This window comes from Bacillus sp. A1 (genome assembly GCF_042296235.1).
Classification (GTDB): Bacteria; Bacillota; Bacilli; order Bacillales; family Bacillaceae; genus Bacillus; species Bacillus velezensis.
Window position 1 is genome coordinate 3263299 of sequence record NZ_CP141181.1, and the last position, 26821, is coordinate 3290119.

Genomic DNA, 26821 nt, shown 5'->3' on the forward strand with positions numbered 1-26821 from the left:
TGCAAATGAATATTCTGCACATCGCCGTGAAAGAAATCAAAATCAGTTTCCGCGACAGACGGACTTTTATTTTCATGCTTGCTTTTCCGATCGTCTTCATGCTGATTTTTACTGCGGCATTATCAAACGCCTTTGATTCAGAGGTGACGGTCGGAAACATCAAGGTCGTATATACGGACCAGTCAAACGGCCCTCTTTCTCATTATTTTACTGAGTTTATGAAAGCCGCCAAAAAAGAGCATGTCTATTTTCAAAAAGCGGACACGGAGGCAAAAGGCAAAAACGAGGTTCGAGAAAATCAGGCGGATGCTTTCGTCACTGTAAAAAACACCGGTTTTCAAGTCTATACAAATGACCGGAGCGGCATAAACGGCACGATCGTCCAAGGCATGCTGACCGCTTTTACCAATCAATACAAAGCAGGCGCCGCCGCTTACAAGGCGCATAAGGCGCCTTCCGCCGGACAAATCAAAAGCGATTATATGAAGCAGACGTCTTTACACAAAGCGAAAGAACCGAAAGCGAAAGATTTTTACGCGATATCCATGACGACGATGATCGGGCTGTACGCCTCGATTTTTGCAAGCACCTTATTCCGCGGGGAAAGAATACGGCACACCGCGGATCGCCTGATCGCCGCTCCGCTCCGGAAAAGCGATATCTTTCTCGGAAAGATGCTCGGCATTTTGGCTGTGAATGTTCTGACGATTCTTGCCGTTGTCGCCTTCAGCAAATTTATCTTAAAAGCGAATTGGGGCAGCCACATGGGCCTTGTGCTTCTGATTCTCGTTTCTGAAATTCTTTTGGCCGTCAGCTTCGGGCTCAGCCTGAGCTATTTGACCAGAAAACCCGAAAGCGCCAGATTAATCACCGTCATCATCGTTCAGGTGATGTCCATTATCGGCGGCGCCTATTACAAATATGAAGGCGGAGGAATTTCCGTCCTGTCGCCCTTATCATGGATCAATAAGGCGATTAACAACATCATTTACGCAAATGATGTATCAGCGGCATGACCTGCACTCGGTTTAAATACAGCATTGGCGGCACTCTTTTTGCTGATCGCCGCATTTACGTTTCAAAGACGGGAGGGATTGTAATATGAAAAACTTCTGGTGGCTGTTTGCACACACTCTCAAAGGGATTACAAAAAGCAAAAAACAGCTTATTCTTTATATCGGGGCTCCGCTGATCGGCGTCTTCCTCTCTTTCATGACCAATGCCAACGGCGGAGCCGAAACGCTCAATATCGGCATTCTCAATCAGGACGGCGGAGAAGTGGCACAGGATACGGTCACGTTTTTAAAAGGACTGGATCATGTGAAGATTTCGGAGGAAACGGCTGCGTCCGCCACATCCAAGATCGCTTCAGGAAAAATGGAGGCGCTCATTACGTTTGAAAAAGGCTTCTCCCAAAGCGTAAAAGACGGGAAACCGGCTCACATCGGCATGACCTCGCTGAAAGGCGCCCAGGTCACCGGATATGTCAGCTCTTATTTGTACAATTATATGAACAGCGCCGCCTCAATCGGCAAATCTTCCGGCGGGGACGCAAAGGCCTTTCAGGCGATGTACGCCGATTTCAAGCATTCTCCGATTCAAACGGAGTCCGCTGTTTTACAAGATACATCGAACCATAAAGAAATGACTTACTCAGTCATCGGGTATCTCATTATCATTATGCTCTATTCCGCCGGCAACCTGACGGAACTGATGATTAAAGAGCGGGAAAACAGGACGTACTACAGGCTTCTGTCAACGCCGATCACATCAAAGCAGTATGTACTGGCAAACGCGGCGGTGAATATCATTATCATGGCCGTCCAAATTCTATTCGCCGTTCTCTTTATGGGCGCCGCTTTTCATATTCATCCGTCATTCCCGCTGTGGCAGCTGTTCGTCCTGATGATGCTGTTTGCATTAAGCGCGATCGGAATCGCCTTTATTGCCGTCGGTTTTTCCAACAGCAGCGCTTCAACATCGGCGCTTTTGAATTTGATCGTCGTGCCGACATGCTTGCTCGCCGGCTGCTTCTTTCCGAGCAATATTATGCCGAAAACGGTGCAGACAATCGCCGAATTTCTGCCTCAGCGCTGGGTGCTCGATACGGTCGATCAATTGCAGCACGGCCGCACGCTCCAAAGCCTGGTGCTGAACATCATCATTTTGGGAGCCTTCGCCGCCGCCCTGTTATTAATAGCCGCATACAGGTTCAGCGTAAAACGTCAGACACAGACATTCATGTAAAGAAAAACAGCCCCGTAAAGGGCTGTTTTTTCTTAGAACAGAAGCTCGTCCGGATTCGGGCCGACACGCTCGTCTTTGTTCAATGCGCTGATCTTTTCCATTTCTTCCTGTGACAGTTCGAAATCAAAAATATCGGCATTTTCTATGATGCGGTGCTCTTTAATGGATTTCGGAATGGTAACGACTTCGTTTTGAAGATCCCAGCGCAAAATCACTTGAGCAACTGATTTGTTATGTTTTTCCGCAATTTGTGACAGCACTTCGTTATCGAGGAGCTGTCCCTGCATCAATGGAGACCAAGCTTCCACTTGAATGCCCTGCGCTTTGCAGAAATCTCTTACTTCTTTTTGAGTCAGGCGCGGGTGGAATTCAATCTGGTTGACCATCGGCTTGATTTCAGCATCTTTCAGCAGCTCTTCTAAATGATGCACTTGGAAGTTGCTGACGCCGATGGCGCGGATTTTGCCGTCTTTGTACAGCTTTTCAAGAGCGCGCCATGTGTCTTTATATTTATCCTTGCCAGGCCAGTGAATCAGGTAAAGGTCGAGGTAATCGAGGCCGAGGCGCTCAAGGCTTTTCTCAAACGCGTCAAGTGTCGTTTCGTATCCCTGATCTTCATTCCACACTTTTGACGTAATGAACAGCTCTTCTCTGGCAACGCCCGCAGCTCTGATGCCTTCGCCGACACCCTCTTCATTTTTATAAATAGCCGCCGTATCAATGCTGCGGTAGCCGTTTCTGATTGCCGCTTCGACGGAGTCCGCCGCTACGCTTCCGTTTTCCACCTTGAAGACGCCAAGGCCGAACCACGGCATTTCAACGCCATTATGAAGCTTTACAGTATCTTTTAAGCTTTTTGCCACGTTGAACCATCCTTTCTAGTCATTATGTAAACGGTTATTATTATCTCACATTTCCGCCGTAAGAAACCAATTATACGCTCATCGTTATAACAAAAACCATCTTTAGTGCCCAAGCACCACCAACGTTATTATTTTCCTATTTTTCAAAAATTCCGGTTAATCGGGTAACTGTCCGGGTAAATCGCTACTGTAGCCACCACACAATTGAAGGAGGAAATCATATGAAACGTATGCGTATCCCGATGTCCGTTGCCCTTGGCGCCGCTTTGTCTCTGACTCCTCTGTCCTTTGTATCCGCAAAAGAAAACCCGGCCCCTCAAAACTTGGCTCAGCAAACATCAGATGTCTCAGCAAAAGATGTCGGATTAAACATTGATGTTGACCTGCTCGGCATCGGCAATTCGATTGCTGACGCGATTAAGTCGGCGCAAAACCGTGACGGCTTCGTCAAAAACTTAATGGAATCTTCATTCTACGCTTCCGGACAAAAATATAATGTCATGGTGTTTAATTTAAGCCAGGAATATGAAGATCATTTTAACGGCGTTCAGTTTTACGGTTCCGCCGTTTATGACGGCATCACGTACGGCATTTGGGTGTTTGAAGACGGAAGCTTCACCAACAAAGGAGATGGCGGCTGGATCAACTGGGCCTTCAGAGGCTGGTTTGACCGCGACGGCGATCACGTCGAATTCCATCGTCCGTAATCTGAAAAAGTCCGGCGAACAGATGCCGGACTTTTTTTATTCATCTCCGTCAAGCATGGCCGCTTCCACATCATTGATGTATTGGCGAAGCTCATGCGACATGTCGCGGGAAATTTCCCGCTCTTCGAATAATGTTTGGATTTCGTTGCGGATGGCCTGTACGGCCCGCAGTTTGATTTCGAGTTTTTGATTTTCAAAACGGCGGCTCGGATTCTGTTCGTGATACGAGTGCCCCAGCCTGAAAATCAAGTGATTGTAAAAGGAAATGACGGCAAGCGTCACATCTTTATTTTCTTCAGTCATGTGTTTTTTCAGGCTTTCAATGGCCGCTTTTGCCGTTTTAACCCTTGTGGTGCGGATGAGGCCTTCTTCATTTAAAATCGACATTTCCGGCTTTTTTTGTTCACCGAAAAAGATCCAGTACATCAGGCGTTTCAGCTTTTTCTTAGATAAGCCGACTTTAAACGGATTCGTATACAGCACTTCCAGTTCATCAAACCGTTCCTGAAGGCTGTCAGCCGTTTCTTCCGGTATGTCGCCCCGCTCAATCAGCCGCAGCAATTCTTCCTGTTCAGCCTGTATCCCTTGGGCGCGGACTTTCCGCTCATCTTTTTTCGTGCGGTTTTTGACGGTGAACTGCTGAAACCTGAGATTTTTCATTTTCTCATTGTATTCGGCAATGACCGCAAAAGAAGCCGTTTTGTTTGTCTCATTCATATTTTCTTTAATGGCGGTTAAGGCAGCTTTTATCAGCTTCCGTCTCGCTGTCAGCAATTTGACTTTCTTCTCTTTCACATTGTCTTCCGGCTTATCTGTCAAAATCGGCAGTACGATTGTCGCCAGCACCAATGTGCACATAATAACGCCCGCGGCTAAAAAGAGAATCAAATTCCGTTCAGGAAACGGCGAGCCGTCAGAGAGCACGTACGGAATGGAAAAGGAACCCGCAAGCGTAACCGCTCCCCTGACGCCTGAAACCGAAATCAGCAGGGTCGAGCGCAGGCCGGGTTTATAAATGCTCTGATCCTTGTTAAAAAACCACTTGCCGTTCCAAAAAAACAGCACCCACAAAAACCTGAGAATCATTAACGTCAGCGTAATGACGATAATGTACCCGATGACCATCATATTGTTAAACGCGGTATCATTAAAGATGACAGAAACCACATCCGGTATTTGCGCACCTAAAATAACGAAAACAAGACCGTTCAGAATGAACAAAATAATATTCCACGTACTTGAAGAGACGATTTGCAGTTTGACCATCGTTGATTCAAGACGGTCCTGCTCCACCGCATGCGTGATGCCGCCGGCCACAACCGCTAAAATGCCGGAAACGCCGATTTCTTCAGCAGCGAGATAGATGACGAACGGCGTCAGAATTTGAATCAGCATATGCATCGTGACATCCTGCATGCCGAGGCGGCGCAAAAACAGCCGGAAACGGATAATCAAAAAAGAAATGACGACACCGCTGAGTAAACCTCCGGCTGAAATCAGAACGAAACTGAAGGCGGCCTGCGCCAGCGAAAATGCGCCCGTCACGGCAGCCGCAATCGCAAATTTAAAAGCGACCAGGCCGGATGCGTCATTCATCAGTCCTTCTCCTTCAAGGAGACGCAGAATGCCTTTTGGCATCTTCACTCGCCCTGACAGCGCGCTGACCGCGACAACGTCAGTCGGTGACAGTATCGCCGCCAGCCCGAACGCGGCAGCCAGCGGAATGCTCGGAATCATCCAATGAATCGTGTAACCGCCGACAATCACCGTGGCAAACACAAGCCCGAGCGCAAGCAGCAGAATCGGCGCCCTTAAATTCCAAAGTTCCGCACGCGGCGTCCGTTTTCCATCGTTAAAAAGCAGCGGAGCGATAAACAAAACAAAAAACAATTCGGTATTCAGTTCAAAATGAAGCCCCTGCGGAAATGACGCCGCAATGATACCGAGCGCCACCTGAATCAGAGGCACCGGGATAAAGGGGACAAACCGATTTACGATATTTGAGATCGCGATGATGGTTAAAAGTACGAGTACGACTAAAAATATGTCCAAAGCATGACCTCCTTCATCTGCTGCATCATATCATTATTGCCTGTTCTCTGCCTTTGCCAAAGGCCGGAGCCGATGATCGGGCAGATTCAATATATTTTCCGTACGCAACCATTCTTCTTTTATTTTACCCGTTTTTATTTAAAATTTCTCATAACGTGCTCACGGCGAACTTTTTTTGCCTTCAGCTACATTTTTTCCGGAAAAAGAAAAAGCCTGTTTTCTCTGAAAACAGGCTTTTTCGCAAGCATCGTCATCTGTTTCATGACGCGGTGCAGCGCTTATGCTGCTTAGTAAAGGATAGAGAACGCACCGTCAGTGTGTCTCTATCCTTGGTTTTAAGTGCTCATCTTATTCGTGAAAATTTGTGCCGTCTGTCGTCGCTTTAATGATGCCGGCGCGGATGACGAAATCGCCGAAGTGTTCGCCTTCCTCACGCTCTTTCGCGTAGCGCGGGAGAATGGTGCGAAGCTCACTCAGAATTTCCTCTTCACCGATATTTTCCCGGTACATTTTGCTCAAACGGCTGCCGTCAAACGCCGCTCCTAAATACATATTATATTTTCCGGGCGCCTTTCCGATAAATCCGATTTCGCCGAGCGCATGGCGGGCGCAGCCATTCGGGCACCCGGTCATACGGATGGTGATTTCTTCATCCCGCAGCCCGTTTTCGTCAACAATGTCTTCAATCTTATCAATCAATTTCGGCAGATACCGCTCGGCTTCGGCCATGGCGAGCCCGCATGTCGGAAGCGCGACGCAAGCCATTGAACTGCGGCGGAGGGCGGAATGCTGCCGGCCGTCTGTCAGACCGTATTGTTCGATTAATGCGCTGATTTGTTTCTTTTTCTGGCTCGAGACATTGCCGATAATCAGGTTTTGATTAGAAGTGAGACGGAAATCTCCCGTATGGACTTTGGCGATTTCACGCAATCCCGTCATCAGCTTGTAATTCTCATAGTCCGTGACGCGGCCGCCTTCGATAAACATTGTAAAGTGCCATTTCCCTTTTACACCCTTCACCCATCCGTAACGGTCGCCGTTATGGTCAAAATGATAAGGTTTCGCTTCATCCAGCTGCCAGCCGAGGCGGTTTTCCAGCTCGGCTTTTACGTTTTCCAGCCCGAGACGGTCAACGGTGTACTTGAATCTGGCATTCTTTCTGACGGAACGGTTTCCGTAATCGCGCTGAATCGTAATGGTTTTTTCCGCTACATCATACAGCTGCTCCGGTTTGCAGAAGCCGATGACTTTTGAAAGCTGCGGATAAGTGGCCGTATCGCCGTGCGTCATTCCCATACCGCCGCCGATTGCCACGTTGAATCCGATAAGACGGCCTTCCTCCACGATGGCAATGAAGCCGAGATCTTGAGAAAAGACATCGATATCATTGGACGGAGGCACGGCGATTCCGATTTTGAATTTCCGCGGCAGGTACAGCGGCCCGTACATCGGTTCCGTTTCCGTGTCAGGAGTGCCCGCCACACGTTCCTCATCAAGCCAGATTTCATGATAGGCTCTCGTGCGCGGAAGAAGGTCATCGCTCAATTTCTTCGACCATTCGTATACTTCCGCATGAATTTCAGACTGGTACGGATTTGAAGCGCACATGACGTTTCGGTTGACATCTCCGCAGGCCGCAATGGTATCAAGCAGCGCCGCATTGATTTTCTGAATCGTTTTTTTCATGTTCCATTTTAAAATTCCGTGCATTTGGAACGTTTCACGCGTTGTCAGCTTCAATGTATTGTTTCCGTATTTTTGCGCCAGTTCATCCATGACAAGCCATTGTTCCGGAGTTGAAACGCCGCCTGGCATCCGAACGCGCAGCATGAACTGATAAGCCGGTTCAAGCTTTTGTTTTTGACGCTCATTACGGAGATCGCGGTCATCCTGCAAGTAGCTTCCGTGATGCTTCATCAGCCGGTTGTCTTCGTCCGGGATGCCGGCTGAAATCCGGTCGAGCATGACTTCTTTCAATGTGCCGCGCAAATAATCGCTTTTTTCTTTAATTTCCTCAACATCACTTGGAGGGCCTTCCGGCGCTTTTAAAATGTTGTTCACCATGCTGAATAAGCTCCTTTCAAACCAAAATCAATATACGTCACGCTGATAGCGTTTTTTCTGCTGCATGTCTGCCAGGAAGCTTTCCGCTTTTTCACGGCTCATGCCGCCTTCTTCCTGAATGATATCGAGAAGCGCCTGGTGCACGTCATGCGCCATATGCTGTTCATCACCGCAGATGTATACGGCGGCTCCCTGCTGCAGCCATTCATACAGCTCTTTGCTTTGTTCTTTCATGCGGTGCTGCACATATACCTTTTCTTCTGAATCCCGGGAAAAAGCGACGTCCATTTTTGTGAGAACACCGTTTTGCAGCCATTTTTGCCATTCCGTCTGGTACAGAAAATCAGTGACAAAGTGCTGATCCCCGAAGAACAGCCATGTTTTCCCTTCAGCTCCGGTTTCTTCACGCTCCTGCATAAAGGAACGGAACGGCGCGATGCCTGTCCCCGGCCCGACCATAATGACCGGTGTATCCGGATTTTCCGGCAGCTTGAAGTTTTGGTTGTGCTGAATGTAAATCGGAAGCGTATCTCCCGGCTGGAGTCTTTCCGCACAAAGAATGCTGCAGACGCCTTTTCGTTCTCTGCCGTGCGCGTCATATCTGACCGCTCCGATTGTCAGATGCACCTCTTCCGGATTCGCTTCTAAACTGCTTGCGATCGAATAGAGCCGGGCCGGCATTTTACGCAGGATGGAAAGAAAGTCTTCCGCGGAAGCTTCCCACGGACCGAAATCCCGGACGAGATCAAGCAGATCACGGCCGTTGATGTATGCTTTTAACTGCTCTTCGTTTCCTTCGGCCAGAAGTTCACTCAGCTTTTGGTCAGCCGTAAACTGTGCGGCCTTTTGCAGGAACGGTTTTGTTAAGACGGTTATTTCAAAATGAGAAGTAAGCGCATCTTTCAGCGGGAGGCGCTCTCCTTGTTTATTCACCGCCACTTCCTGTTTCGGGTCCCATTTCAGCTCATTGATCAGCTCATCCACGAGCGCCGGATCATTTTCCGGATAGATGCCGAGGCTGTCTCCGGGCTGATACGCGAGGCCCGATCCTTCAAGCGAAAGCTCGAGATGGCGTGTTTCTTTATTCGAACCGCGTCCGTTCAGATTGATGTTCTCAAGAACCTCCGCCCGAAACGGATTCGTTCTGGAATAAACGGATTCACCGAGAGCCGGCGTCTCGGCAGGCGCTTCGGCTGTTTGATTTCCCGCTCCTTCATTCAAACCGCCGATGACCGCGTCAAGCCATTCCGAAAACGGCTCATCATAATCAAGATCGCAATCAACCCGCGGCGCAAGCTGGGTGCCGCCGAGCTCTTGAAGACGCTCGTCAAACTCTTTCCCGGTCTGGCAGAAAAATTCATACGAGCTGTCCCCGAGCGCCAAAACGGAATAACGGAGCGCTTCAAGCTTCGGCGCGCGTCTGCCGTGAAGAAATTCATGAAAGGCCAGCGCGTTATCCGGCGGATCGCCTTCTCCGTGCGTGCTCACCACGATCAGTAAATTGTTTACTTTTTTCAGATTATTCGGCTTAAAATCGTTCATCGACGCGACGGTGACCTGGAATCCCCGTTCCTCAAGCGTCTTTACCGTCTGTTTCGCAAGACCTTCCGCATTTCCCGTTTGCGATCCGTATAATACGGTCACTTCTCTTGAGACTGCCGGGCTTTCTGCTGGAGCCTGAGCAGCGGGTGCGGCTGTTTCACCGGATTCGGACCGGGCCGCAGCCAAATAACCGCTCAGCCAGATTTTCTGTGATTCTGTCAAGGTCGGCAGAAGGCGGTTAAGGAGCTCTGCCTGCTCCTGATTAAACGGACTGTTCATGACCTGAAGTTGCAACGATATCCACCTCACAAGGAATTAAACGTAACGTACGTTATTTCTATAGGAATTGTCAAAATAATATTCTAATTGAAACTTTACCGAAAGTTTGTATGTAAGTAAAATATATAATCATGATGACAATGATTAAGATTACTAATGATAAAAAGCCCTTTGCACTTGGCAAAGGGCTTACACGAATAAGCCGGCGGGCACTTCTTTTATAAAAGGAGAGGGTTCTCCCGGAGACAATACGGTCAGATGATGCATCGCCCGCGTACAGGCCGTATATAACAACTTACGGTCATGTTCGCTTTTGTACTGGGCAGCAGAGGCGTCAGCGGCAATGACGGCGTCAAACTCAATGCCTTTTGCCAAATACACGGGAATGACGCATACCCCTTTTTGAAAAGGCTGGTTTTCTTTATTGATCAAGCGGACACCGCTCCCGTCGCTGACCGCCTGAAACACTTTTTTGGCTTCCGCGGCCGTTTTGCAGATGACGGCGACCGTCTCCCAGCCTTTTTGTCTGAGCTCCCGGATTGTATCCGCCAATTGTTCCCGCCGCGCATTTTCTGTATCCGTCCGCAAAACACGAGGTTTTTCCCCGTTCCGGTTAAAAGGCTCAATATCATCGCCGTCAGCCAGCAGCGCTTTCGTAAATTCAACAATCTGCCGCGTCGATCTGTAAGTCCGCTTCAGGCTGACATACTTTTCTGCACCATTGCGAAAGCAGCCGGCGAGGGAAGAAGGGCCCGTAATGGTGTGGGCATAAATCGACTGGCTGACATCACCGAGCACCGTCATCTTTGCCGCTGGGAAGATGCTTTGAATATACGTGAGCTGAAATGGGGAATAATCCTGCGCTTCATCAATGAAGACGTGCTTCATTTGTGTGTTTTTTCTTTTTCCTTCTAACAGATCCTGCAAATACAGATACGGAGCGGCATCTTCATACGGAAGTGACCGTTCTGCAAATGCGTTTCTGGTCAAAGCGCCGATGCTCTCCCAATGATCGGGCTTTTCATCAGCTCCCCAGTCTGAAAACAGCCGGAGATACATCCGTTTTATATCGAGAAAGCCGAGCCGTCTGACGGCCTGCTTAATCGGTTTAAAGGCTTTGCCGACAATAATGGCGCCAAGCAGCCGCTGTTCGCGCTGATGGTCGTCAAATACAGGTTTATCATCTGCCGCCTGCTTCTTGAGTGTTTGATAAACCTCAGCATAGTCTTCCTTATCAAGCAGCTCGCTCTCCTGCAAGACCCATTCCTTCTTACGCTCCTTTTTTTCGAGAGCGCTGATTTCCGCGAGAAGCCATTCCGCCGTCAGTTCAGCTCTGTTCGGAATCGGCAGCTGCTGATCAAGTGAATAAAAATAGTCTTCAATCCGCTCTTTTGAAATCAGGATGTCTCCCCGGAAGCTGATCTGTTTACACATCAGGCCCGAGCCGGAAAGCGAGCCGGCATAGCGGTCAATCATGGCCTGGAAAGCTGATGACGCTTTGTAAGCAATGGCTGCGAGCCTTACGGAAAGTGCGTCCTGGTTTTGTTCAGTCAGGCAATATTCAAGCTGCTCGTACGGGCTTTCACAATCAAACTTTCGTCCAAGCCGGCGGATGATATATTCCTGAAAGGTGGCCTGCTCCATATTCTCTTCTCCTAATTCCGGCAATACGGCGGACACATAACTGTTGAACAAAATGTTCGGGGAAAACAATACAATCTGACGGGCATCAAGCACCCCGCGCCCGCGGTATAGCAAGTAAGCGGCCCGCTGAAGCGCCGCGGATGTTTTCCCGCTTCCGGCGGCTCCCTGAACAATGAGATATTTGCTTTTTTCATCCCGGATGATTTCGTTCTGTTCTTTTTGGATGGTTGACACGATGTTTTTCATATGCTGTCCGGAATGGCCGCTCAGCACCTCTTGCAGCATTTCGTCACCAATCGTCATATCCGTGTTAAACATCGCTTTAAGCGTCCCGTTTTTAATGATAAACTGCCGCTTCAGTGTGATGTCTCCCTCTATTGTTTCTTCCGGAACTTCATAGCGGGCTTTTCCCGGGGAATATTGATAGTAAAGAGATGAGATGGGCGCGCGCCAATCGTAAATGAGAAATTGCTCGTTGTTTTCATCCATCAAAGAAGTCAGCCCGATATAAATCCGCTCGGAAGAGGACTCCCCTTTTTCCGTAAAATCGACACGGCCGAAGTAAGGAGAGGTTTTCAGCTTTTGGATTTTTTGAAGCTGCCGATATTGAAGCCGATGAGTCCGTTCACGTTCAGAAAGCATTTCTGCCTGCTGTTTAATGCTTGAAAATGTCTCAGCCGCTTCGTGGGCATCATCCATATTCACGGTGACATCATCCCAAAACGTTTTTCTCAAGCCCACAATATCCTGCTTCAATCCGCCCGATGAGGCTTCAAGATGAGTTTGTTTCTGTTCCAGTTCCTTCATGACAAAATTGATTCTTTCCTGCTCTTCTTTCCACTCTTTATCACGTTTTGCCATCAGCGGCACCTCCGACATCAAGCTGACAAATCCGGCTTTCATCATACAAACATATATGCAACATATTATTCAGCATTATGGTCAAATACCCTTTTTCTTATCATATCGGGCGTCTTTTTTTATCAGAAGCCGTTATGAAAAAAAACCGATTTCGTTTGTGAAATCGGTTTTTTACTGATCTATATGATAGGAACGATTCGGCAGGCGCCACCTGAACACATAACTGCAGATGCGGCATGCCACAAGCACAAGAAACAGCACATACAAACCGGCGGCATCCCCGGCCCAGCCGAGGCCCACGATTAACCCTCCGAGCGCGGCCCAGACCGCATAAATTTCCGCCTTGAGCACAAGCGGCTTCCTGCCCGCGAGCAGATCCCGTATGATGCCGCCCCCGCTGCCGGTCAGGACCGCTGCCGCAATCACCGCACTGAGCGGATGGCCCATTTTCACGGCATATAAAGCGCCTTGGATGGCAAACGCCGAAAGCCCGATGGCATCGGATAGGTTGCCCCATTTACTCCAATGCCTTAACAGCAGCTTCGGAAACAAAAAGACAATCGTAACTGATGCGAGAGCGATTTGAAAAAACGCGCCTTGCTCCCACAAGGCGGAGACCGGAACACCGATCAGCAGATTTCGGATGGCTCCTCCGCCGAACGCCGTTACAATCCCCAAAATATACACGCCTAAAATATCATACTCCTCTTCCATCGCAACAATCGCTCCGCTGACCGCAAACGCAATGATGCCGATTACACTAAGCAGCTCCCAGGCCATTCCATATGCTCCTTTTTATTTGTTAAATTTTCTGACGACCATTAGATTTTATAATCGCTTTCTCTTAAAATCAACCTTATTTTTGAAAGATTCTGATTCCTAATCCGGGACAACCTCACCCGCAACGGCTGAGAGCGAGAGTATTTTCCTATTTTATACTTTAATGGAAGGTTTATTAGAAGTTTCATTGAATACTTTCTCTAACAAAAAGGGGGTTATGAGATGAAAATCAGTTCACTTGTTTTTCCTGTTTTATTGGCCGCCGGATTAATTCCCGGCCTGCCGTCAGCCGAAAGCCATACACATTCGCACACTCATGCGGAGCCGGCAAAAACGGTGTATACGGACCCGCTTCCGAAAGCCGATCATTTTAAAGATCTGAAGGGCCCGGTCCAAGTTGAACAGACGGTTGACACAAAAATTCTGGATGAAAACGGCAAGCAGGTCGGCACGAAACGATTTAATGCCAATGTCAGTCAGGATAAAGCCTCAACTAAAGCCGGTACGGGCAGCCAGAAGGTCAGAGTGCTGGCGGTGGCGGACGCTGAATACCGCGCCAAATACAGCGACTGGCAAACGCGAATCGTCCAGATCGTGGAGCAGGCGGATGTCGCTTTTAACCGTGATCACAACATTGATTTCGTCGTACAGGCCGTGCAGGCTTGGAATTCCTCCGGCTCAAACAGTTCTCAGATTTTATCGAATCTCCAAGGCAGCTTCAGAAATCAAAATTATCATTTTGTCGTCGGTTTTACCGCAAAATCAAGTTTTGACGCCGGCGGTATCGCGTATGTATATAACGGCAAACCGAGCGGCCCGGCTTTCAGCGTGAACCTTGATCAAGGAACGGCCAACACGGCGAAAGCGGCACAGCACGAGTTTTCCCATAACTTCGGACTTCAGCATGACGCCCAAGGCAGCGGCATCCGCTGCGTCATGAATTATGATTATGCCTATTCCGTGGATATTTGGGACAGCTCCCATAACAGACAGATTGCGACAAATAAAGCTTGGTACAAATAATAGAAAAAGAGCCGCTCCCATGGAGCAGGCTCTTTATTTTGCCGTGCGTTCCGTTTTGACAAAACACATGCAGATAATAATGAGAATAAATGCCGTCAATGCCAAGAAAGGAATGGTAATGAAACCGAACCAGTTAATATATTCAGATGAGCAAGGCACGCCGTAGACACACGGCTTGATGCCGCTGAAACCGGGCACCTTCTGCTCAAGGTAATGCATGGTCGATATAAATGCGCCGATGACGGCCATCGGCAGCACATATTTTTTCACGCGCGTGTCACCCTGGAAGGTGGCGATTCCTAAAATCAGGACAAGCGGGTACATGAGAATTCTTTGATACCAGCACAGCTCGCACGGTATGAATTTTCTGATCTCGCTGAAATAAAGGCTGACGAGCATGGCAGCAAGAGCTATCACCCAAGAAGCATATAAAAACACGATTCTATTTTTCATTTTTCAGCTCTTTCTTAATCGTTTTTGAAATCTCATCATATTTAGAGAAGTCATTAATCACCTTGTCATTTACATAAATCGTCGGTGTCGCCGTAATGTTTAATTTATCATTCAGGTCAGTGTCAGCTTTCAGCTCTTTTGCAAAGGTTTCTTTATCAAGGTTTTCCTTCAGCTTGTCAGGATCAACCTTTTTCGCGGTGCTTTTGACCGTTTTTTCAAGCAATGCAGGCGTGACCCATTCCTGTTCGCTTGACGGCTGCTGTTCAAACAGCTTTTCATGGAAAGCCCAGAATGATGCCGGGTCTTCTTTCCACACCTCTTCTGAAGCAAGAGCCGCCAGACGCGAGCCGCTTCCGTGGTACATGACGTTCACAAATGAAAATTTCACGTCGCCTTTATCGATAAAATCTTTTTTGATTTTCGGAAAGATATCGCTGTTAAATACTTTGCATGACGGACATTTGTAATCTCCGAATTCAACTACCGTAACTGGCGCGCTGTCTTTGCCGAGCACGGGCTGTCCTTTAATGGAAGGCTGTTCGGCGACTGTTTCGCCCGCTTTTTCCGTTTGGTTGTTAATAATTACGATGGCCGCAAATAAAACGACAACGATTAACGTCAGTATCACCGCAAATTTCGCAGACGATTGTTTCTTTTTCACTCAGACACCTCATTGTTTTTAAAATAAAAAAGAAGCGGATGCCGGATGGCCCGCTTCTCTATTTTACCAAGACAACCTTGTTTAAGAAAACCCTGAAAAACGAATTATCTTTGACAATTATTCCGCTTTCACTCTCATGACGCGCATCGCGTTGGCAACGGCGATCAGCGTGACGCCTACATCTGAAAAGACCGCTTCCCACATGGTGGCAAATCCGAATGCGCCAAGCAGGAGAAAAATGATTTTTACGCCTAAAGCAAATCCGATGTTCTGCCAGACGATCCGGCGTGTGCGGCGTGCAATCCGGATGGCTTCGGCTGCTTTTGACGGCTGGTCTGTCATCAGGACGACATCGGCCGCTTCGACGGCGGCATCAGAGCCGAGAGCCCCCATGGCAGCTCCGATGTCAGCTCTGGCAAGCACAGGCGTATCATTAATCCCGTCGCCGACAAACATCAGTTTTTCATTCGGTGCAAGCGCCGCTTCAAGTTCTTCGACGCGGTCTACCTTGTCACCCGGCAAAAGCTCTGTGTACACGTCATCAATACCGAGCTCTCGGCCGACAGCTTCTCCGGTCTGCTTTGAATCACCCGTCAGCATCACTGTCCGCTTCACGCCGAGCGCTTTTAAATTGGCAATGGCCTGTTTGGCGTCCTCTTTGATTTCGTCGGCGATCACGATCGCCCCCGCATACCGCTGATCAACGGCGACATAGACGACGGTTCCGTTGTTTTCAGCTGTGCCCGAAGCGATTTGTTCTTTTGCCATCAGTTTTTGATTTCCGGCCAAAATCGTTGATCCGCCGGTTTTCACCCGAATGCCGTGTCCGGGTATTTCTTCATATTCTTCAATCTCGTCTGCCGCGAGCGGTTGATTGTAAGCTTCACGGATGGAAGAAGCAATCGGATGATTGGAATGGACTTCTGCGAGCGCGGCCGCATGAAGCAGGCTGTCTTTCGTAAATCCCGCCGCCGGCTTGATATCAGTAACGGCGAAATTGCCTTTCGTTAAGGTTCCCGTTTTATCAAACACGGCGTATGCCACCTGATTGAGCGCTTCTAAATAGTTGCTGCCTTTCACGAGCACCCCTGCTTTAGACGCAGCCCCGATACCGCCGAAAAACCCGAGCGGAATGGAGACGACGAGTGCGCACGGACAAGAAATCACAAGGAAAATCAGCGCGCGGTACACCCAGTCGGATAGCGCGGCTGAAGGCACGAGAAGCGGCGGTAAAAAGGCGAGAAGCACCGCAACAATGACAACGGCCGGTGTATAATACTTGGCAAACTTCGTAATAAAGTTTTCCGTTTTCGCTTTACGTCCGGCCGCATTTTCGACCAGATCCAATATTTTTGACACGGCAGAGTCTTCATATCCTTTAGAGGTTTCAATATGAAGCACGCCGTTCTGATTCATAAATCCGGCCATCACATCTTGCCCCGGCTCCGCTTTTCTCGGCACGGATTCGCCCGTTAAAGCGGATGTATCAACCATCGAAGAACCGCTCAGCACCTTTCCGTCCAGCGGAATCCGTTCTCCGGGATTCACGACGATGACCTGTCCGACTTTGACGTCCTGCGGCGGAACGGCAGTCATGCCGTTTTCCGTTTTCACATTGGCGTACTCAGGACGGATGTCCAATAACGCGCTGATCGATTTTCTGGATCGGCTGACGGCCGCTCCCTGAAACAATTCACCGATTTGGTAAAACAGCATGACCGCGACGCCTTCCGGATACTGATGAATCACAAATGCGCCGATCGTGGCAAGCGCCATCAGAAAATGCTCATCAAATACCTGGCCGCGGACAATGTTTTTTCCCGCTCTGGCTACGATATCGCCGCCGATGATCAAATATGAAGCAAAAAAGAGCAGAAACTCAAGGACGGCGCCCGTGTGCGCGAAGTAAGCGATGACGGCCAAAACGGCTCCCGCTGCCAGCCTCACTAACATCAGGTGCAGCTTTTTGCGGTATTCATCCTCGCCGGGTTTATCTTCATGTTTCGCACGGACGGTCACATGAGGATCAATGGACTTTACTTTTTTCGCGACTTCGTCTTTCATCCATTGCTCGTTTTTGCCGCCGGCTGAGACCGTGATGGTGCTTGCCGCAAAATTGACAGCACAGCCGTCTATGCCATCAATGGCTTTTACGCCGTTTTCTATTTTTTTTGCACAGTTGCTGCAATCAAGTCCGTCTAAAACAAATTCACCTTTGGCTGCTTTCATTTTCGACTCACCCTACTTTCCGTAATAGGATTCCCATAACATCAATACAGCTAAACGAATTTATATATATGAACATATACTCATATATGTGTTTTCTCTATTATATGCAGGCTTTGAATAAAGTGTCAATAAAAAAGACAAAACAGGCATCAGCCCATTTTGTCTTTTTTCACCTTCTGTAAACGCAAAGCATTAAGCACGACCGATACTGAGCTGAACGCCATGGCAGCGCCTGCCACCCACGGGGCCAGAAAGCCGGATGCCGCAATCGGAATGCCGATGCTGTTGTATCCCAATGCCCAGCCTAAATTCTGCTTGATGTTTCTCATGGTCAGCCTGCTCATGCCGATGGCGTCGGCAATGCCGTTCAGGTCACCGCGGATCAGCGTAATATCCGCCGCTTCCATTGCGATATCTGTGCCGGTGCCGATGGCCATTCCGATATCGGCCACAGCCAGCGCCGGAGCATCATTGATGCCGTCACCGACCATCGCCACGCGCCGGCCTTCTTTTTGCAGCCGGGAAATTTCCGCCGCCTTTTGTTCGGGAAGCACTTCGGCGATCACGCTGCCGATGCCCGCGGCTTTTGCAATGGCTTCTGCGGTCTTTTTGTTGTCACCGGTCATCATGATGACGTCAAGCCCCATATCATTCAGGCGTTTCACCGCGGCCGGAGATGTTTCTTTGATTGTATCGGCGACTGCGATAAGCCCCGCCGCTTTGCCGTCTGCCGCAATAAGCATCACCGTTTTTCCTTCCGCCTCCAAGCGGGCCATTTGCGGAAGCAGCGCCTCATGTTCAATGTGTTCTGATTCCATAAGCCGTCTTGATCCGGCTAGAATCGTTCTGCCGTCAGCCTCTGCATAGATTCCGGAACCGATCCGGGCTTGGAACCGGGTGATTTTCGGGATGGCAATCCCCCGTTTTTCGGCTCCTGACACGATGGCTTCTCCAAGCGGGTGCTCTGATCCCGTTTCGGCGGCCGCCGCCAGCCGCAGGAGTTCCTCTTCGTTCATTCCCGCTGCCGGCACGGCGTCTGTCAGAACAGGTCTGCCGTTTGTCACCGTTCCTGTTTTATCCAGTACGATTGTCGTCAGACGCTGTGTTTTTTCTAAATGCTCTCCGCCTTTAAAAAGAATGCCGAATTCAGCTGCGCGGCCCGAGCCCGCCATAATGCTCGTCGGTGTGGCGAGCCCGAGTGCGCACGGACAGGCAATGACAAGCACGGCGATGAATTTGCCGATCGCTTCAGAAAACTGTCCCGGCGCGGCCCATACATACCAAATGAGAAAAGTCAGCACGGCCAGCCCCAGCACAATCGGGACGAAAATGCCTGAAATGTGATCCGCGAGCCGCTGAATGGGGGCTTTTGATCCTTGGGCTTCTTCCACGATTTTAATAATGTGTGCAAGCGCGGTATCTTTCCCGACATTCACCGCTCTGATTTTGAGAAAGCCGTTTGCATTGATCGTCGCACCGGTGACACTGCTTTCGGGAGACTTATCGACAGGCATGCTCTCTCCCGTAATCATCGATTCATCAATTGCGGAATGGCCTTCAATCACTTCGCCATCGACAGGGACGCGTTCTCCCGGTTTCACGTATACGATGTCCCCCGTCCGGACCTCATCAATCGGAATCACCTGTACTTTGCCGTCCCGCTCAACCGCCGCCGTCTTCGCCTGAAGCTTCATTAACTTTTTAATCGCTTCTGATGAGCGGCCTTTCGCTTTCATCTCTAAAAGCTTTCCAAGCAAAATCAAAGTCAGCAAAATGGCGCTCGTTTCATAATAAAGCCCCTCAACATGTCCGTCTCGTCCGAGAGACGCAATCGTCATGTACAGGCTGTATGCGTAAGCGGCCGTCGTTCCGAGCGCAACGAGAACATCCATATTGGCGCTTTTGTTTCTCAGCGCCTTGTACGCCCCCATATAAAAAGGCCAACCGATGACGAGCTGCACCGGGGTGGCAAGCGCGAATTGCAGCCACGGATTCATCAGGATATCCGGCATCCAGATAAAAGAAGTAAAAGAAAAATGGCTGACCATCGACCATAGAAGCGGAAAGGAGAGAACGGCAGAAAATATCAGCCTGATCAGCTGTTTTCGCTGCTCTTTCTCCTTTTGGGATAATCCGCCGTCTCCATCAACCGCTTTCTTCTCGTCTAATCTGTAGCCGAGTTTTGCCACGGTCTCTTTCAGCTCTTTCGGTGTCACCTCTTTCGGATTGTATTCAACGGTGACTGTTTCCAGTGCGAAATTCACCGGTGCGCTGTCAACTCCCCCTATTTTGTTCAGGCGCTTTTCAATCCGGTTGGCGCAAGCGGCGCACGTCATGCCTTCAATCTGAAACTCGGCTTTTTCCGTCACGACGTGATAGCCGAGTTTTTCAATTTTTTCTTTTATGGCGCTTGCTTCGATTTTGTCAGGGTGATAGGAAATGTTTGAAGTCTCAAGCGCAAGATTGACGGAAGCGTCATTGACGCCGTCCATCCGTTTCAGCCCTTTTTCAATTCTTGAAGCGCAGGCGGCGCATGTCATGCCCCCCACTTGAATGGTCATTTCTTTCGGTTCACTCAATGTCCTCATCTCTCTTCATAAACCCCAGGGGGGTATAATTATGATAAAAGAAAACCGCGCCCGTTTCCGCAGCGCGATAAATCCTATACGACGTCATAACCTTGATCTTCAATCGCGTCTTTTATATCTGATACGGAGACTTTGTTCTCATCAAACGTCACATCCACCTGTCCGGCTTCCAATTTCACCTGAACCGCCGCCACTCCGTTCAGTTCTCCTACTCCGGTCTCTACAGCTTTGACGCAGTGCTGACAGGACATGCCTTCGACTTGCAGTGTTTTTTGTTCCATGATGATTCCCTCCACGTCTTGTTTTTTCTTCTTCATGTTACCATACCCCTGTAGGGTATTTCAAAACATTTTATTTTACGATTTTGCGATTTTTTTCACAACGTCAAGCAGCTCGGCAATCGCCTGCTCCCCGTTTCCGCTCTCAATGGCGCCGGCTACGCAGTGATGGGCGTGATCTTCCAGCAGATGAAACGCGACTTTCTGCATGGCTGCCTGTACGGCTGAAATCTGCACGAGAATATCCACGCAGTATCGTTCGTTATCCACCATATTCTGAATGCCCCTGACCTGGCCTTCAATCCGTTTCAGCCGGTTCAGGATCTGGTCTTTTTCTTTGGCGCTTTTATGATTTAACGATTGATGCTCGGTATGTTTGTCCATTTTCCACCTCGGTTTTTTTCTTCGTTATCTTCATTATACAGACTTGAAAATCCGGTGTAAAAAATTTTCAACAAACAAGTTTTACCAGTACTCCCGCGGGGTATATAATGTTATCACATATCAAGAGGGGGAAATTCATTGAAAACGATACAGGTTGGCATATTGGGATATGGTTTGTCGGGTAAAGTTTTTCATGCGCCGCTTTTGGACGTCCTTGATGATTATCAGATCAAAAAAGTCATGACGTCCAGAACGGAGGAGGTCAAACGTGATCTGCCGGGGGCTGAAGCCGTGCGCGCGATTGAAGACATTACCGGTGATCCTGACATTGACCTCGTCATCGTCACGACACCGAGCGGAATGCATTATGAATCAGCGATGAAATGTCTCCTGGCGGGAAAACACACCGTCGTGGAAAAACCGATGACGGCGACTTCAGCAGAAGCGGAGGAACTGAGAAGAACGGCTGAAGATAAAGGCGTCTTACTGAGCGTGTATCACAACCGGCGGTGGGACAATGACTTTTTAACAATACAAAAGCTGATTCGGGACGGGGCGCTTCAAGACATTCATACATATCAAGTCAGCTACGATCTATACAACCCGGTTGTACAGGAAAAATGGCGCGAAAAGAACGGACCCGCCACGGGAACGCTGTATGATCTCGGTTCACATATTATTGACCAGACACTTCTGCTTTTCGGAATGCCGGAATCCGTCACCGCACATGTGATGAAGCAGCGGGACAACAGCGAAACCGTTGATAATTTTCTGGCCGCGCTCCATTACGGCAAGCTTCAGGTCATCCTTCAATCCGGCTCCATGAATGCGGCAAGCGGCCCGCGCTATCAGATTCACGGACGGAATGCAAGCTTTATCAAATACGGAATGGATGGACAGGAAGATGCGCTTTCAGCGGGCAAAAAGCCGGTTGACGAGAGCTGGGGCGCCGATGATCCTGACAACTTCGGAGAGCTGACAACCGCAGCGGATGAAAAACGGCATACAGAAACAATCCCCTCTGAGAACGGCTCTTACCTTACGTACTACAAACTGCTGGCAGACAGCATCTTAAACGGAAAACCGCTTCCCGTTACGGCAAAAGAAGGCATCGATGTCATCCGTGTTATTGAAGCGGCGATGAAAAGCAGCGAACAAAAACGGACGATTGCCCTTTAATATGAAAAACCTCCCAGCCGTGTCAGCTGGGAGGTTTTTTTAAGATCAGAATGATTTTCCGGCTTCTTTCGCGCGGGCAATCGCATCTTCTTTAATTTGCTGTGCTTTATTCGGTTCAGCATTATGGCCTTCAACGATTAATCCGTCGAAAGAAGGAACGCCGAAGAAGTTCATCATGATGCCGATGTAACGGTGGCCCATTTCCATGTCAGCCGCCGGTCCTTCAGAGTAATAGCCTCCGCGCGCCTGAATGTGGAGCGCTTTTTTGTCTGTCAACAGACCGATCGGGCCTTGCTCTGTATATTTGAATGATTTTCCGGCTACAGCAACGGAATCAAGGTACGCTTTCATAACCGGCGGGAATGAGAAGTTCCAAAGCGGTGTGACGAATACGTATTTGTCAGCTGCCGCGAATTGATCGCTCAGCTCGTTCAGACGGCCGACTTTCGCCTTTTCGTTTTCAGAAAGCTCTTCAAAACCTGTGCCGGATTGAAGTTTTCCCCAGCCGCTGAATACATCCGCGTCGATATGAGGAATGTTCTCTTTGTAAAGGTCGATATGTACAACCTCATCATTCGGGTTTGATTCTTTATAAGAATCGATAAACGCTTTTCCTGTCGCCATGCTGTAAGATGTCTTTTCATCATGAGGATGAGCAGTGATATAAAGTACTTTTGCCATTATAAACAGCCCTTTCGTTTTCAGATTACACACACATTTATTATGAAATATGAATGTTTTTTTATACTGATCAGTTCTGTAATAATTATAGTTACAAAAAAATCATTTAGCAACAATAATATCTCGAAATCAGTATATTTTTTTGAAAAGGCTGTAATGACGGGAATGGCAAGCAGCAGAAAAAGCAGAAACCTCAGTTTCTGCTCAAAATCGGATTGGGTCTGCAGGCCGGAATATCCAATCCGAGATTCCCCCGCAGTGTATCGGCCGGATAGCTTTTTCGGTACAGCCCCTTTTCCTGAAGGATCGGTATGACTTGATCCACAAAGGCTTCAAGCATGCCCGGAATGTCAGAATGAATAATAAATCCGTCCGCCGCTTCCCGCTGAAACCATGTTGCAATTAATGATGCCACACGTTCCGGTGTGCCGATAAAATGGGTTCGCGGAAACGCGGCTTCGCGCGCCACTTGACGCAGCGTAAGATTCCGGGCTTTCGCCTCTCTTTTGATACGGTCTGTCGTGCTTTGAAACGCGTTTTTCCCGACGTCGCCCAAATCAGGAAACGGCTCATCCAGCGGAAAACGGCTCAGATCATAATCGTCAAAGAATCTGGCCACATATTTAACAGCGTTCTCTATCGGAATGAGCTCGGCAAATTCTTGGTATTTCGCTTCCGCTTCTTCTTGTGAACCGGCTATAATCGGACTGATTCCCGGAAAGATCCGCAGCTTGGAAGCGTCCCGGCCGTAATCCGCCGCCCGCTTCTTCACATCATCATAAAAAGCTTTCGTTTCCTCAAGTGAATTGGAGTGCGTAAAGACTGCATCTGCATTCCTCGCGGCAAACGACCGGCCGGTTTCTGAAGACCCCGCTTGGAAAACGACCGGCTCTCCCTGTTTGGACCGGCCGATATTCAGCGGGCCCTCCACTTGAAAATACTCGCCTTTGTGATACAGGCGATGCAGTTTGTCAGGGTCAAAAAACTGCCCGGTTTCTTTGTTGCGGACGAAGGCATCTTCTTCCCAGGAATTCCACAGACCGCGCACCACGTCCACATGTTCCTGGGCGATGGCATAGCGCCGGCTGTGGTCGGGAAGGCTTTCTTTGCTGTGATTGCGCGCGGCTCCCGCCTGCGGAGAGGTGACGAGATTCCAGCCAGCCCGGCCGCCGCTGATATGGTCAAGAGACATCAGCTGTCTTGCGATGGTGAACGGCTCAGTGAACGATGTGGAAAATGTGCCGATTAAACCAAGATGGGTTGTAGATGCGGCAAGCGCCGATAAAATAGTGATCGGCTCAAACCGATTTAAGAAGTGCGGGATGGACTTTTCAGAAATGAACAAGCCGTCCGCAATAAAAGCAAAGCTGAACAGCCCTCTTTCAGCAGTCTGCGCTTTTTGCCTGTAAAACGCCGCATTCGTGCTTGCTGTCGGATCGGCGTCGGGATGACGCCAGCCGTCCGTTGTGCCGCCGACACCGTGAATCATGGCTCCGAATTGAATAAGATCCGTCCGGTTCATTTTCTCTCCCCCTTTTTCCCCTCGTAATCGGCAAGCGCCCGTTCTACATGTTCAATGCCGACTTGAGTAACGGCCTGATACACACGACTGTCACCGCTGCCGATTTCAACGACGGGGACATGACGGATGCCGTACTTCGCCTGCAGCACGTCACGTAATTCATCCCGCTCTGTCACATCAATTGTTTCGTATGCAACGGCTTTTTCCCGCAAATATCCTTTCACTTCATCGCAATAGGAGCAGCCCTGTTTGCTCCAGACCACTACGTTTACTTCATGACTCATGTTCATCCCTCCTATAATTGTGGGGCCGGCTGCACCGCTTCGCTTAACAGCCGGTAAGACAATCGTTTTTCCTCAGCGTTTTTGATAGGCGACAAAATCACAAAATCAGTAATGCTGTATTGAACGGATAATCGTCGCAGCTCGGCGGCGGCCTCTTCTTTTGTCCCGGCAATCACACCCGTCTTTTGTGTAATCAGCTTATATGGCTGCGTGACTTGTTCAAGAAACGCTGCCGCTTGTTCCCGGGAACCGACATTCACCTTTTTGCCGTCTTCGAGAATGATTTTGACCGACTCACGCGATACCACGTGTTTTTCCGCTTCTGCTTTTGTATGCGCGGTAAATACCATCGGCGCAAGGTGAAATTCCGCCTTCGACCCTTTCGGCAGATGCTCGTCAAAGGCGTGGCGCGCTTTTTCTAACGCAGCCTCTTCACCGTTTATGAAATAGGCGAAAACGAAGGAAATGCCGAGTTTGGCCGCGGATATCGCGCTTTCCGCGCTGCCGCCGAGCAAAAAGAGGTCAGGCGCATACTCAGTATGCGGCGCCGGCCGCAATGACGCGTAGCGGTGCGAGTCCGGAAAATCATTTCGGATGAAATGAGTCAGCTCCTCAAGCTTTTCTTCAAATAAACGGGCGGGCTGAATAAGCTCCCGCTGCAGCGCATCGGTTGACAGCTGAAATCCGCCGGGCGCTTTGCCGACACCGAGCGCCACACGGCCGGGAGCAAGGGCGGACAGAACCCGGAACTGCTCCGCCACTTTATAAGGACTGTAATGCTGCAGCATCACCCCGCCGGATGCGAGACGGATTTTTTTCGTGCTTGCGGCAAGATACCCCAGAACAATTTCCGGAGCTGATCCTGCTATCTCTTCATTGTTATGATGCTCCGCCGCCCAGAAACGGTCATATCCGTATTGTTCGGCCTCCTGAGCCAATTTCACCGTTTGCCGCAAGGCTTCTTCTGCGGTTTGGTTTTCCGCGGTGACACTTTGGTCTAAAATGCTTAAACGAATCATACGACAGGCTCCTTTATGCGCTCTTTTATGTCATAACCGTAATCAGGCAGCACGCGGCGGAGGAACTTCTTCGTTCTTTCTTTTTTCGTCTTGTAAAAGACTTCCTCAGGCGTTCCTTGTTCCACGATTGCTCCTTCATCCATAAACACAATTTGGTCGGACACTCTTCTGGCGAATTCCATTTCATGTGTGACAATGATCATGGTGGCGCCGGTCCGCACAATGTTAAGCATCACATCGAGCACCTCGCCGACAAGCTCCGGATCAAGGGCTGCGGTCGGTTCGTCAAACAGCATCACATCAGGATGAATGGCAAGCGCCCGGGCAATTCCGACCCGCTGCTTCTGTCCTCCCGATAGCTGATTCGGATAGGCGTGCAATTTATCTTGAAGCCCCACCTTGGCCAGTTCCCGCTCGGCAATGGCGTACGCATCTGTTTTTTTCATTTTCCTTGCGACCGTCAGGCCTTCCATGACATTTTGAATCGCCGTTTTATGCGAAAACAAATGATATTGCTGAAAAACCATCGCCGTCTGTTTCCTCAGTCTGAGAATGTCTTTTTTGGCAGGCTTTTTGCAGTTAATGACTTCACCGTGCAGCGAAATGGCGCCCTCATCCGGCCGCTCAAGTAAATTAAGGCAGCGCAGAAAAGTGGTTTTCCCGGAACCGCTCGGGCCGATGATGGTCACGACTTCTCCTTTCCGGACACTTAAATTGATCCCCTTTAGCACGTGATGACTGCCAAAATGTTTCTGAATGTTTCGGATTTCGATCATAATGCGCCTCCTTGATATCTGGCCGCTCTTTTTTCCGCCAGACTGTTTACAGCTTCGAGAATCAGCGTTAATCCCCAATAAATCACGGCCGCCCCGATAAATGCTTCCAGAAACGCATAGTTATCGGATGCCGCAATCGTCGCCGTTCCTGTAATTTCAGGCACTGCAACAATTGCCGCGATGGAAGTGGTATGCAAAAAGCCGATGCCTATATTGGTGAAGTTCGGCAGCGATATCATGAACGCCTGCGGCAGAACCACGCGCCGAATCATCTGTCCCCGCGTCAGGCCGATTGAATATGCCGCCTCCGCCTGCCCTGTATCGACGGCCATGATCCCGGATCGGAGAATTTCCGTCATATAAGCGCCTGCCGTTAATGACAGTGCCATGATGACAAACACGGCGACCGGAATCTGATTGGCCGACCAGCCGAGATGAAACGCGCGGCTGAATTGATCGGCAATCAGCGGAATCCCTAAATAAATCAGCATAATATGGAGAATCGCCGGGGTGCTGCGGAAAAAAGACACGTAAAACGATGAGCAGGCCAGCAGCCATTTGATGCGGAATATACGCACCGTGATATTGCCGAGAGCTATGAAAAATCCGGTGATAATCGGAATGACCGTCATCGCCAATGTAAGCGGAACGGTTTTCACCATTTGTTTTATCGCAGTGCCGATAAACGGAATGTCCAGCTCCACT

Annotated in this window: 22 protein-coding genes and 1 pseudogene; 5 read left to right on the forward strand and 18 right to left on the reverse strand. The window is 49.3% G+C overall.

All coding sequences use genetic code 11. From position 1 onward, the window contains the following. Positions 1–5: 5 nt before the first annotated feature. A pseudogene (locus tag U2H13_RS16120) lies at positions 6–1100 on the forward strand (ABC transporter permease). A gap of 1 nt (position 1101) precedes the next feature. Beyond that, entirely contained in the window at positions 1102–2247 is a 1146-nt protein-coding gene (locus tag U2H13_RS16125) for an ABC transporter permease (protein WP_014418874.1), read from the forward strand. Positions 2248–2279: 32 nt separating this feature from the next. Here U2H13_RS16125 and U2H13_RS16130 read toward each other — a convergent pair whose 3' ends face one another. After that, positions 2280–3110, reverse strand: a complete 831-nt coding sequence (locus U2H13_RS16130) for an aldo/keto reductase (protein ID WP_007410023.1) — start codon at positions 3108–3110, stop codon at positions 2280–2282. 221 nt (positions 3111–3331) lie between these two features. Here U2H13_RS16130 and U2H13_RS16135 point away from each other — a divergent pair, with 221 nt between their 5' ends. Next, positions 3332–3817 (forward strand): hypothetical protein, encoded by a 486-nt coding sequence (locus U2H13_RS16135; RefSeq protein WP_025853859.1) that lies wholly within the window; start codon positions 3332–3334, stop codon positions 3815–3817. Between the two features lie 36 nt (positions 3818–3853). On the opposite strand, the gene U2H13_RS16140 is transcribed toward U2H13_RS16135, so the two are convergent. The 5 genes from U2H13_RS16140 to U2H13_RS16160 form a co-directional block, all read right to left on the reverse strand. Next, positions 3854–5869 carry a Na+/H+ antiporter gene (locus U2H13_RS16140; protein WP_160216585.1) on the reverse strand — a complete coding sequence of 672 codons (2016 nt, stop codon included), beginning with the start codon at positions 5867–5869 and terminating at the stop codon, positions 3854–3856. Positions 5870–6217: 348 nt separating this feature from the next. Beyond that, positions 6218–7933 carry an assimilatory sulfite reductase (NADPH) hemoprotein subunit gene (cysI, locus tag U2H13_RS16145; protein ID WP_025649282.1) on the reverse strand — a complete coding sequence of 572 codons (1716 nt, stop codon included), beginning with the start codon at positions 7931–7933 and terminating at the stop codon, positions 6218–6220. A gap of 27 nt (positions 7934–7960) precedes the next feature. Next, a complete protein-coding gene (locus tag U2H13_RS16150) occupies positions 7961–9769 on the reverse strand; it encodes an assimilatory sulfite reductase (NADPH) flavoprotein subunit (RefSeq protein WP_022553786.1) in 1809 nt (602 codons plus the stop codon). Positions 9770–9943: 174 nt separating this feature from the next. Then, positions 9944–12259, reverse strand: coding sequence for an RNA polymerase recycling motor HelD (gene helD / locus U2H13_RS16155; RefSeq protein ID WP_280156896.1), 2316 nt, complete (start codon positions 12257–12259; stop codon positions 9944–9946). 171 nt (positions 12260–12430) lie between these two features. Further along, positions 12431–13039, reverse strand: coding sequence for a trimeric intracellular cation channel family protein (locus tag U2H13_RS16160; RefSeq protein ID WP_007410017.1), 609 nt, complete (start codon positions 13037–13039; stop codon positions 12431–12433). Positions 13040–13261: 222 nt separating this feature from the next. Here U2H13_RS16160 and U2H13_RS16165 point away from each other — a divergent pair, with 222 nt between their 5' ends. Beyond that, on the forward strand, positions 13262–14062 hold the full coding sequence (locus U2H13_RS16165; RefSeq protein WP_007613764.1) for a zinc-dependent metalloprotease: 801 nt from the start codon (positions 13262–13264) through the stop codon (positions 14060–14062). Positions 14063–14095: 33 nt separating this feature from the next. Here the strand turns inward: U2H13_RS16165 and U2H13_RS16170 are convergent, their stop codons facing one another. From U2H13_RS16170 to csoR, 6 genes are all read right to left on the reverse strand, one after another. After that, positions 14096–14515 carry a disulfide oxidoreductase gene (locus U2H13_RS16170; protein ID WP_014418879.1) on the reverse strand — a complete coding sequence of 140 codons (420 nt, stop codon included), beginning with the start codon at positions 14513–14515 and terminating at the stop codon, positions 14096–14098. Further along, a complete protein-coding gene (locus tag U2H13_RS16175) occupies positions 14505–15176 on the reverse strand; it encodes a DsbA family protein (RefSeq protein ID WP_012118444.1) in 672 nt (223 codons plus the stop codon). The genes U2H13_RS16170 and U2H13_RS16175 overlap by 11 nt, the downstream gene beginning before the upstream one ends. A gap of 117 nt (positions 15177–15293) precedes the next feature. Then, positions 15294–17405, reverse strand: a complete 2112-nt coding sequence (locus tag U2H13_RS16180; RefSeq protein WP_160216588.1) for a heavy metal translocating P-type ATPase — start codon at positions 17403–17405, stop codon at positions 15294–15296. 149 nt (positions 17406–17554) lie between these two features. Next, positions 17555–19984 carry a heavy metal translocating P-type ATPase gene (locus U2H13_RS16185; protein WP_017418917.1) on the reverse strand — a complete coding sequence of 810 codons (2430 nt, stop codon included), beginning with the start codon at positions 19982–19984 and terminating at the stop codon, positions 17555–17557. Positions 19985–20067: 83 nt separating this feature from the next. Beyond that, on the reverse strand, positions 20068–20274 hold the full coding sequence (gene copZ, locus U2H13_RS16190) for a copper chaperone CopZ (RefSeq protein WP_029325836.1): 207 nt from the start codon (positions 20272–20274) through the stop codon (positions 20068–20070). A gap of 75 nt (positions 20275–20349) precedes the next feature. After that, positions 20350–20655, reverse strand: a complete 306-nt coding sequence (csoR, locus tag U2H13_RS16195; RefSeq protein ID WP_003151723.1) for a copper-sensing transcriptional repressor CsoR — start codon at positions 20653–20655, stop codon at positions 20350–20352. Positions 20656–20793: 138 nt separating this feature from the next. On the opposite strand from csoR, the gene U2H13_RS16200 reads away from it, so the two are divergent. Continuing rightward, positions 20794–21834 (forward strand): oxidoreductase, encoded by a 1041-nt coding sequence (locus U2H13_RS16200; protein ID WP_017418915.1) that lies wholly within the window; start codon positions 20794–20796, stop codon positions 21832–21834. A 45-nt stretch (positions 21835–21879) separates the two neighbouring features. On the opposite strand, the gene U2H13_RS16205 is transcribed toward U2H13_RS16200, so the two are convergent. The 6 genes from U2H13_RS16205 to U2H13_RS16230 all read right to left on the reverse strand — a co-directional run bounded on the left by U2H13_RS16205 (position 21880) and on the right by U2H13_RS16230 (position 26820). After that, complete coding sequence (locus U2H13_RS16205; RefSeq protein ID WP_012118449.1) at positions 21880–22515, reverse strand: FMN-dependent NADH-azoreductase; 636 nt, start codon at positions 22513–22515, stop codon at positions 21880–21882. Positions 22516–22708: 193 nt separating this feature from the next. Then, entirely contained in the window at positions 22709–24037 is a 1329-nt protein-coding gene (locus U2H13_RS16210) for an LLM class flavin-dependent oxidoreductase (protein WP_022553793.1), read from the reverse strand. Then, positions 24034–24321: a glutaredoxin family protein gene (locus tag U2H13_RS16215; RefSeq protein WP_017418913.1), complete on the reverse strand. Its 288-nt coding sequence runs from the start codon at positions 24319–24321 to the stop codon at positions 24034–24036. Before U2H13_RS16215 ends, U2H13_RS16210 begins: the two co-directional genes overlap by 4 nt. An 11-nt stretch (positions 24322–24332) precedes the next feature. After that, the gene (locus U2H13_RS16220; protein WP_014418885.1) at positions 24333–25340 is read right to left on the reverse strand and encodes an LLM class flavin-dependent oxidoreductase; all 1008 of its coding nucleotides are present in this window, start codon (positions 25338–25340) and stop codon (positions 24333–24335) included. Further along, positions 25337–26116: an amino acid ABC transporter ATP-binding protein gene (locus U2H13_RS16225; protein ID WP_014418886.1), complete on the reverse strand. Its 780-nt coding sequence runs from the start codon at positions 26114–26116 to the stop codon at positions 25337–25339. The genes U2H13_RS16220 and U2H13_RS16225 overlap by 4 nt, the downstream gene beginning before the upstream one ends. Beyond that, positions 26113–26820 (reverse strand): amino acid ABC transporter permease, encoded by a 708-nt coding sequence (locus tag U2H13_RS16230; RefSeq protein ID WP_014418887.1) that lies wholly within the window; start codon positions 26818–26820, stop codon positions 26113–26115. The genes U2H13_RS16225 and U2H13_RS16230 overlap by 4 nt, the downstream gene beginning before the upstream one ends. Between the last annotated feature and the right edge of the window lies 1 nt (position 26821).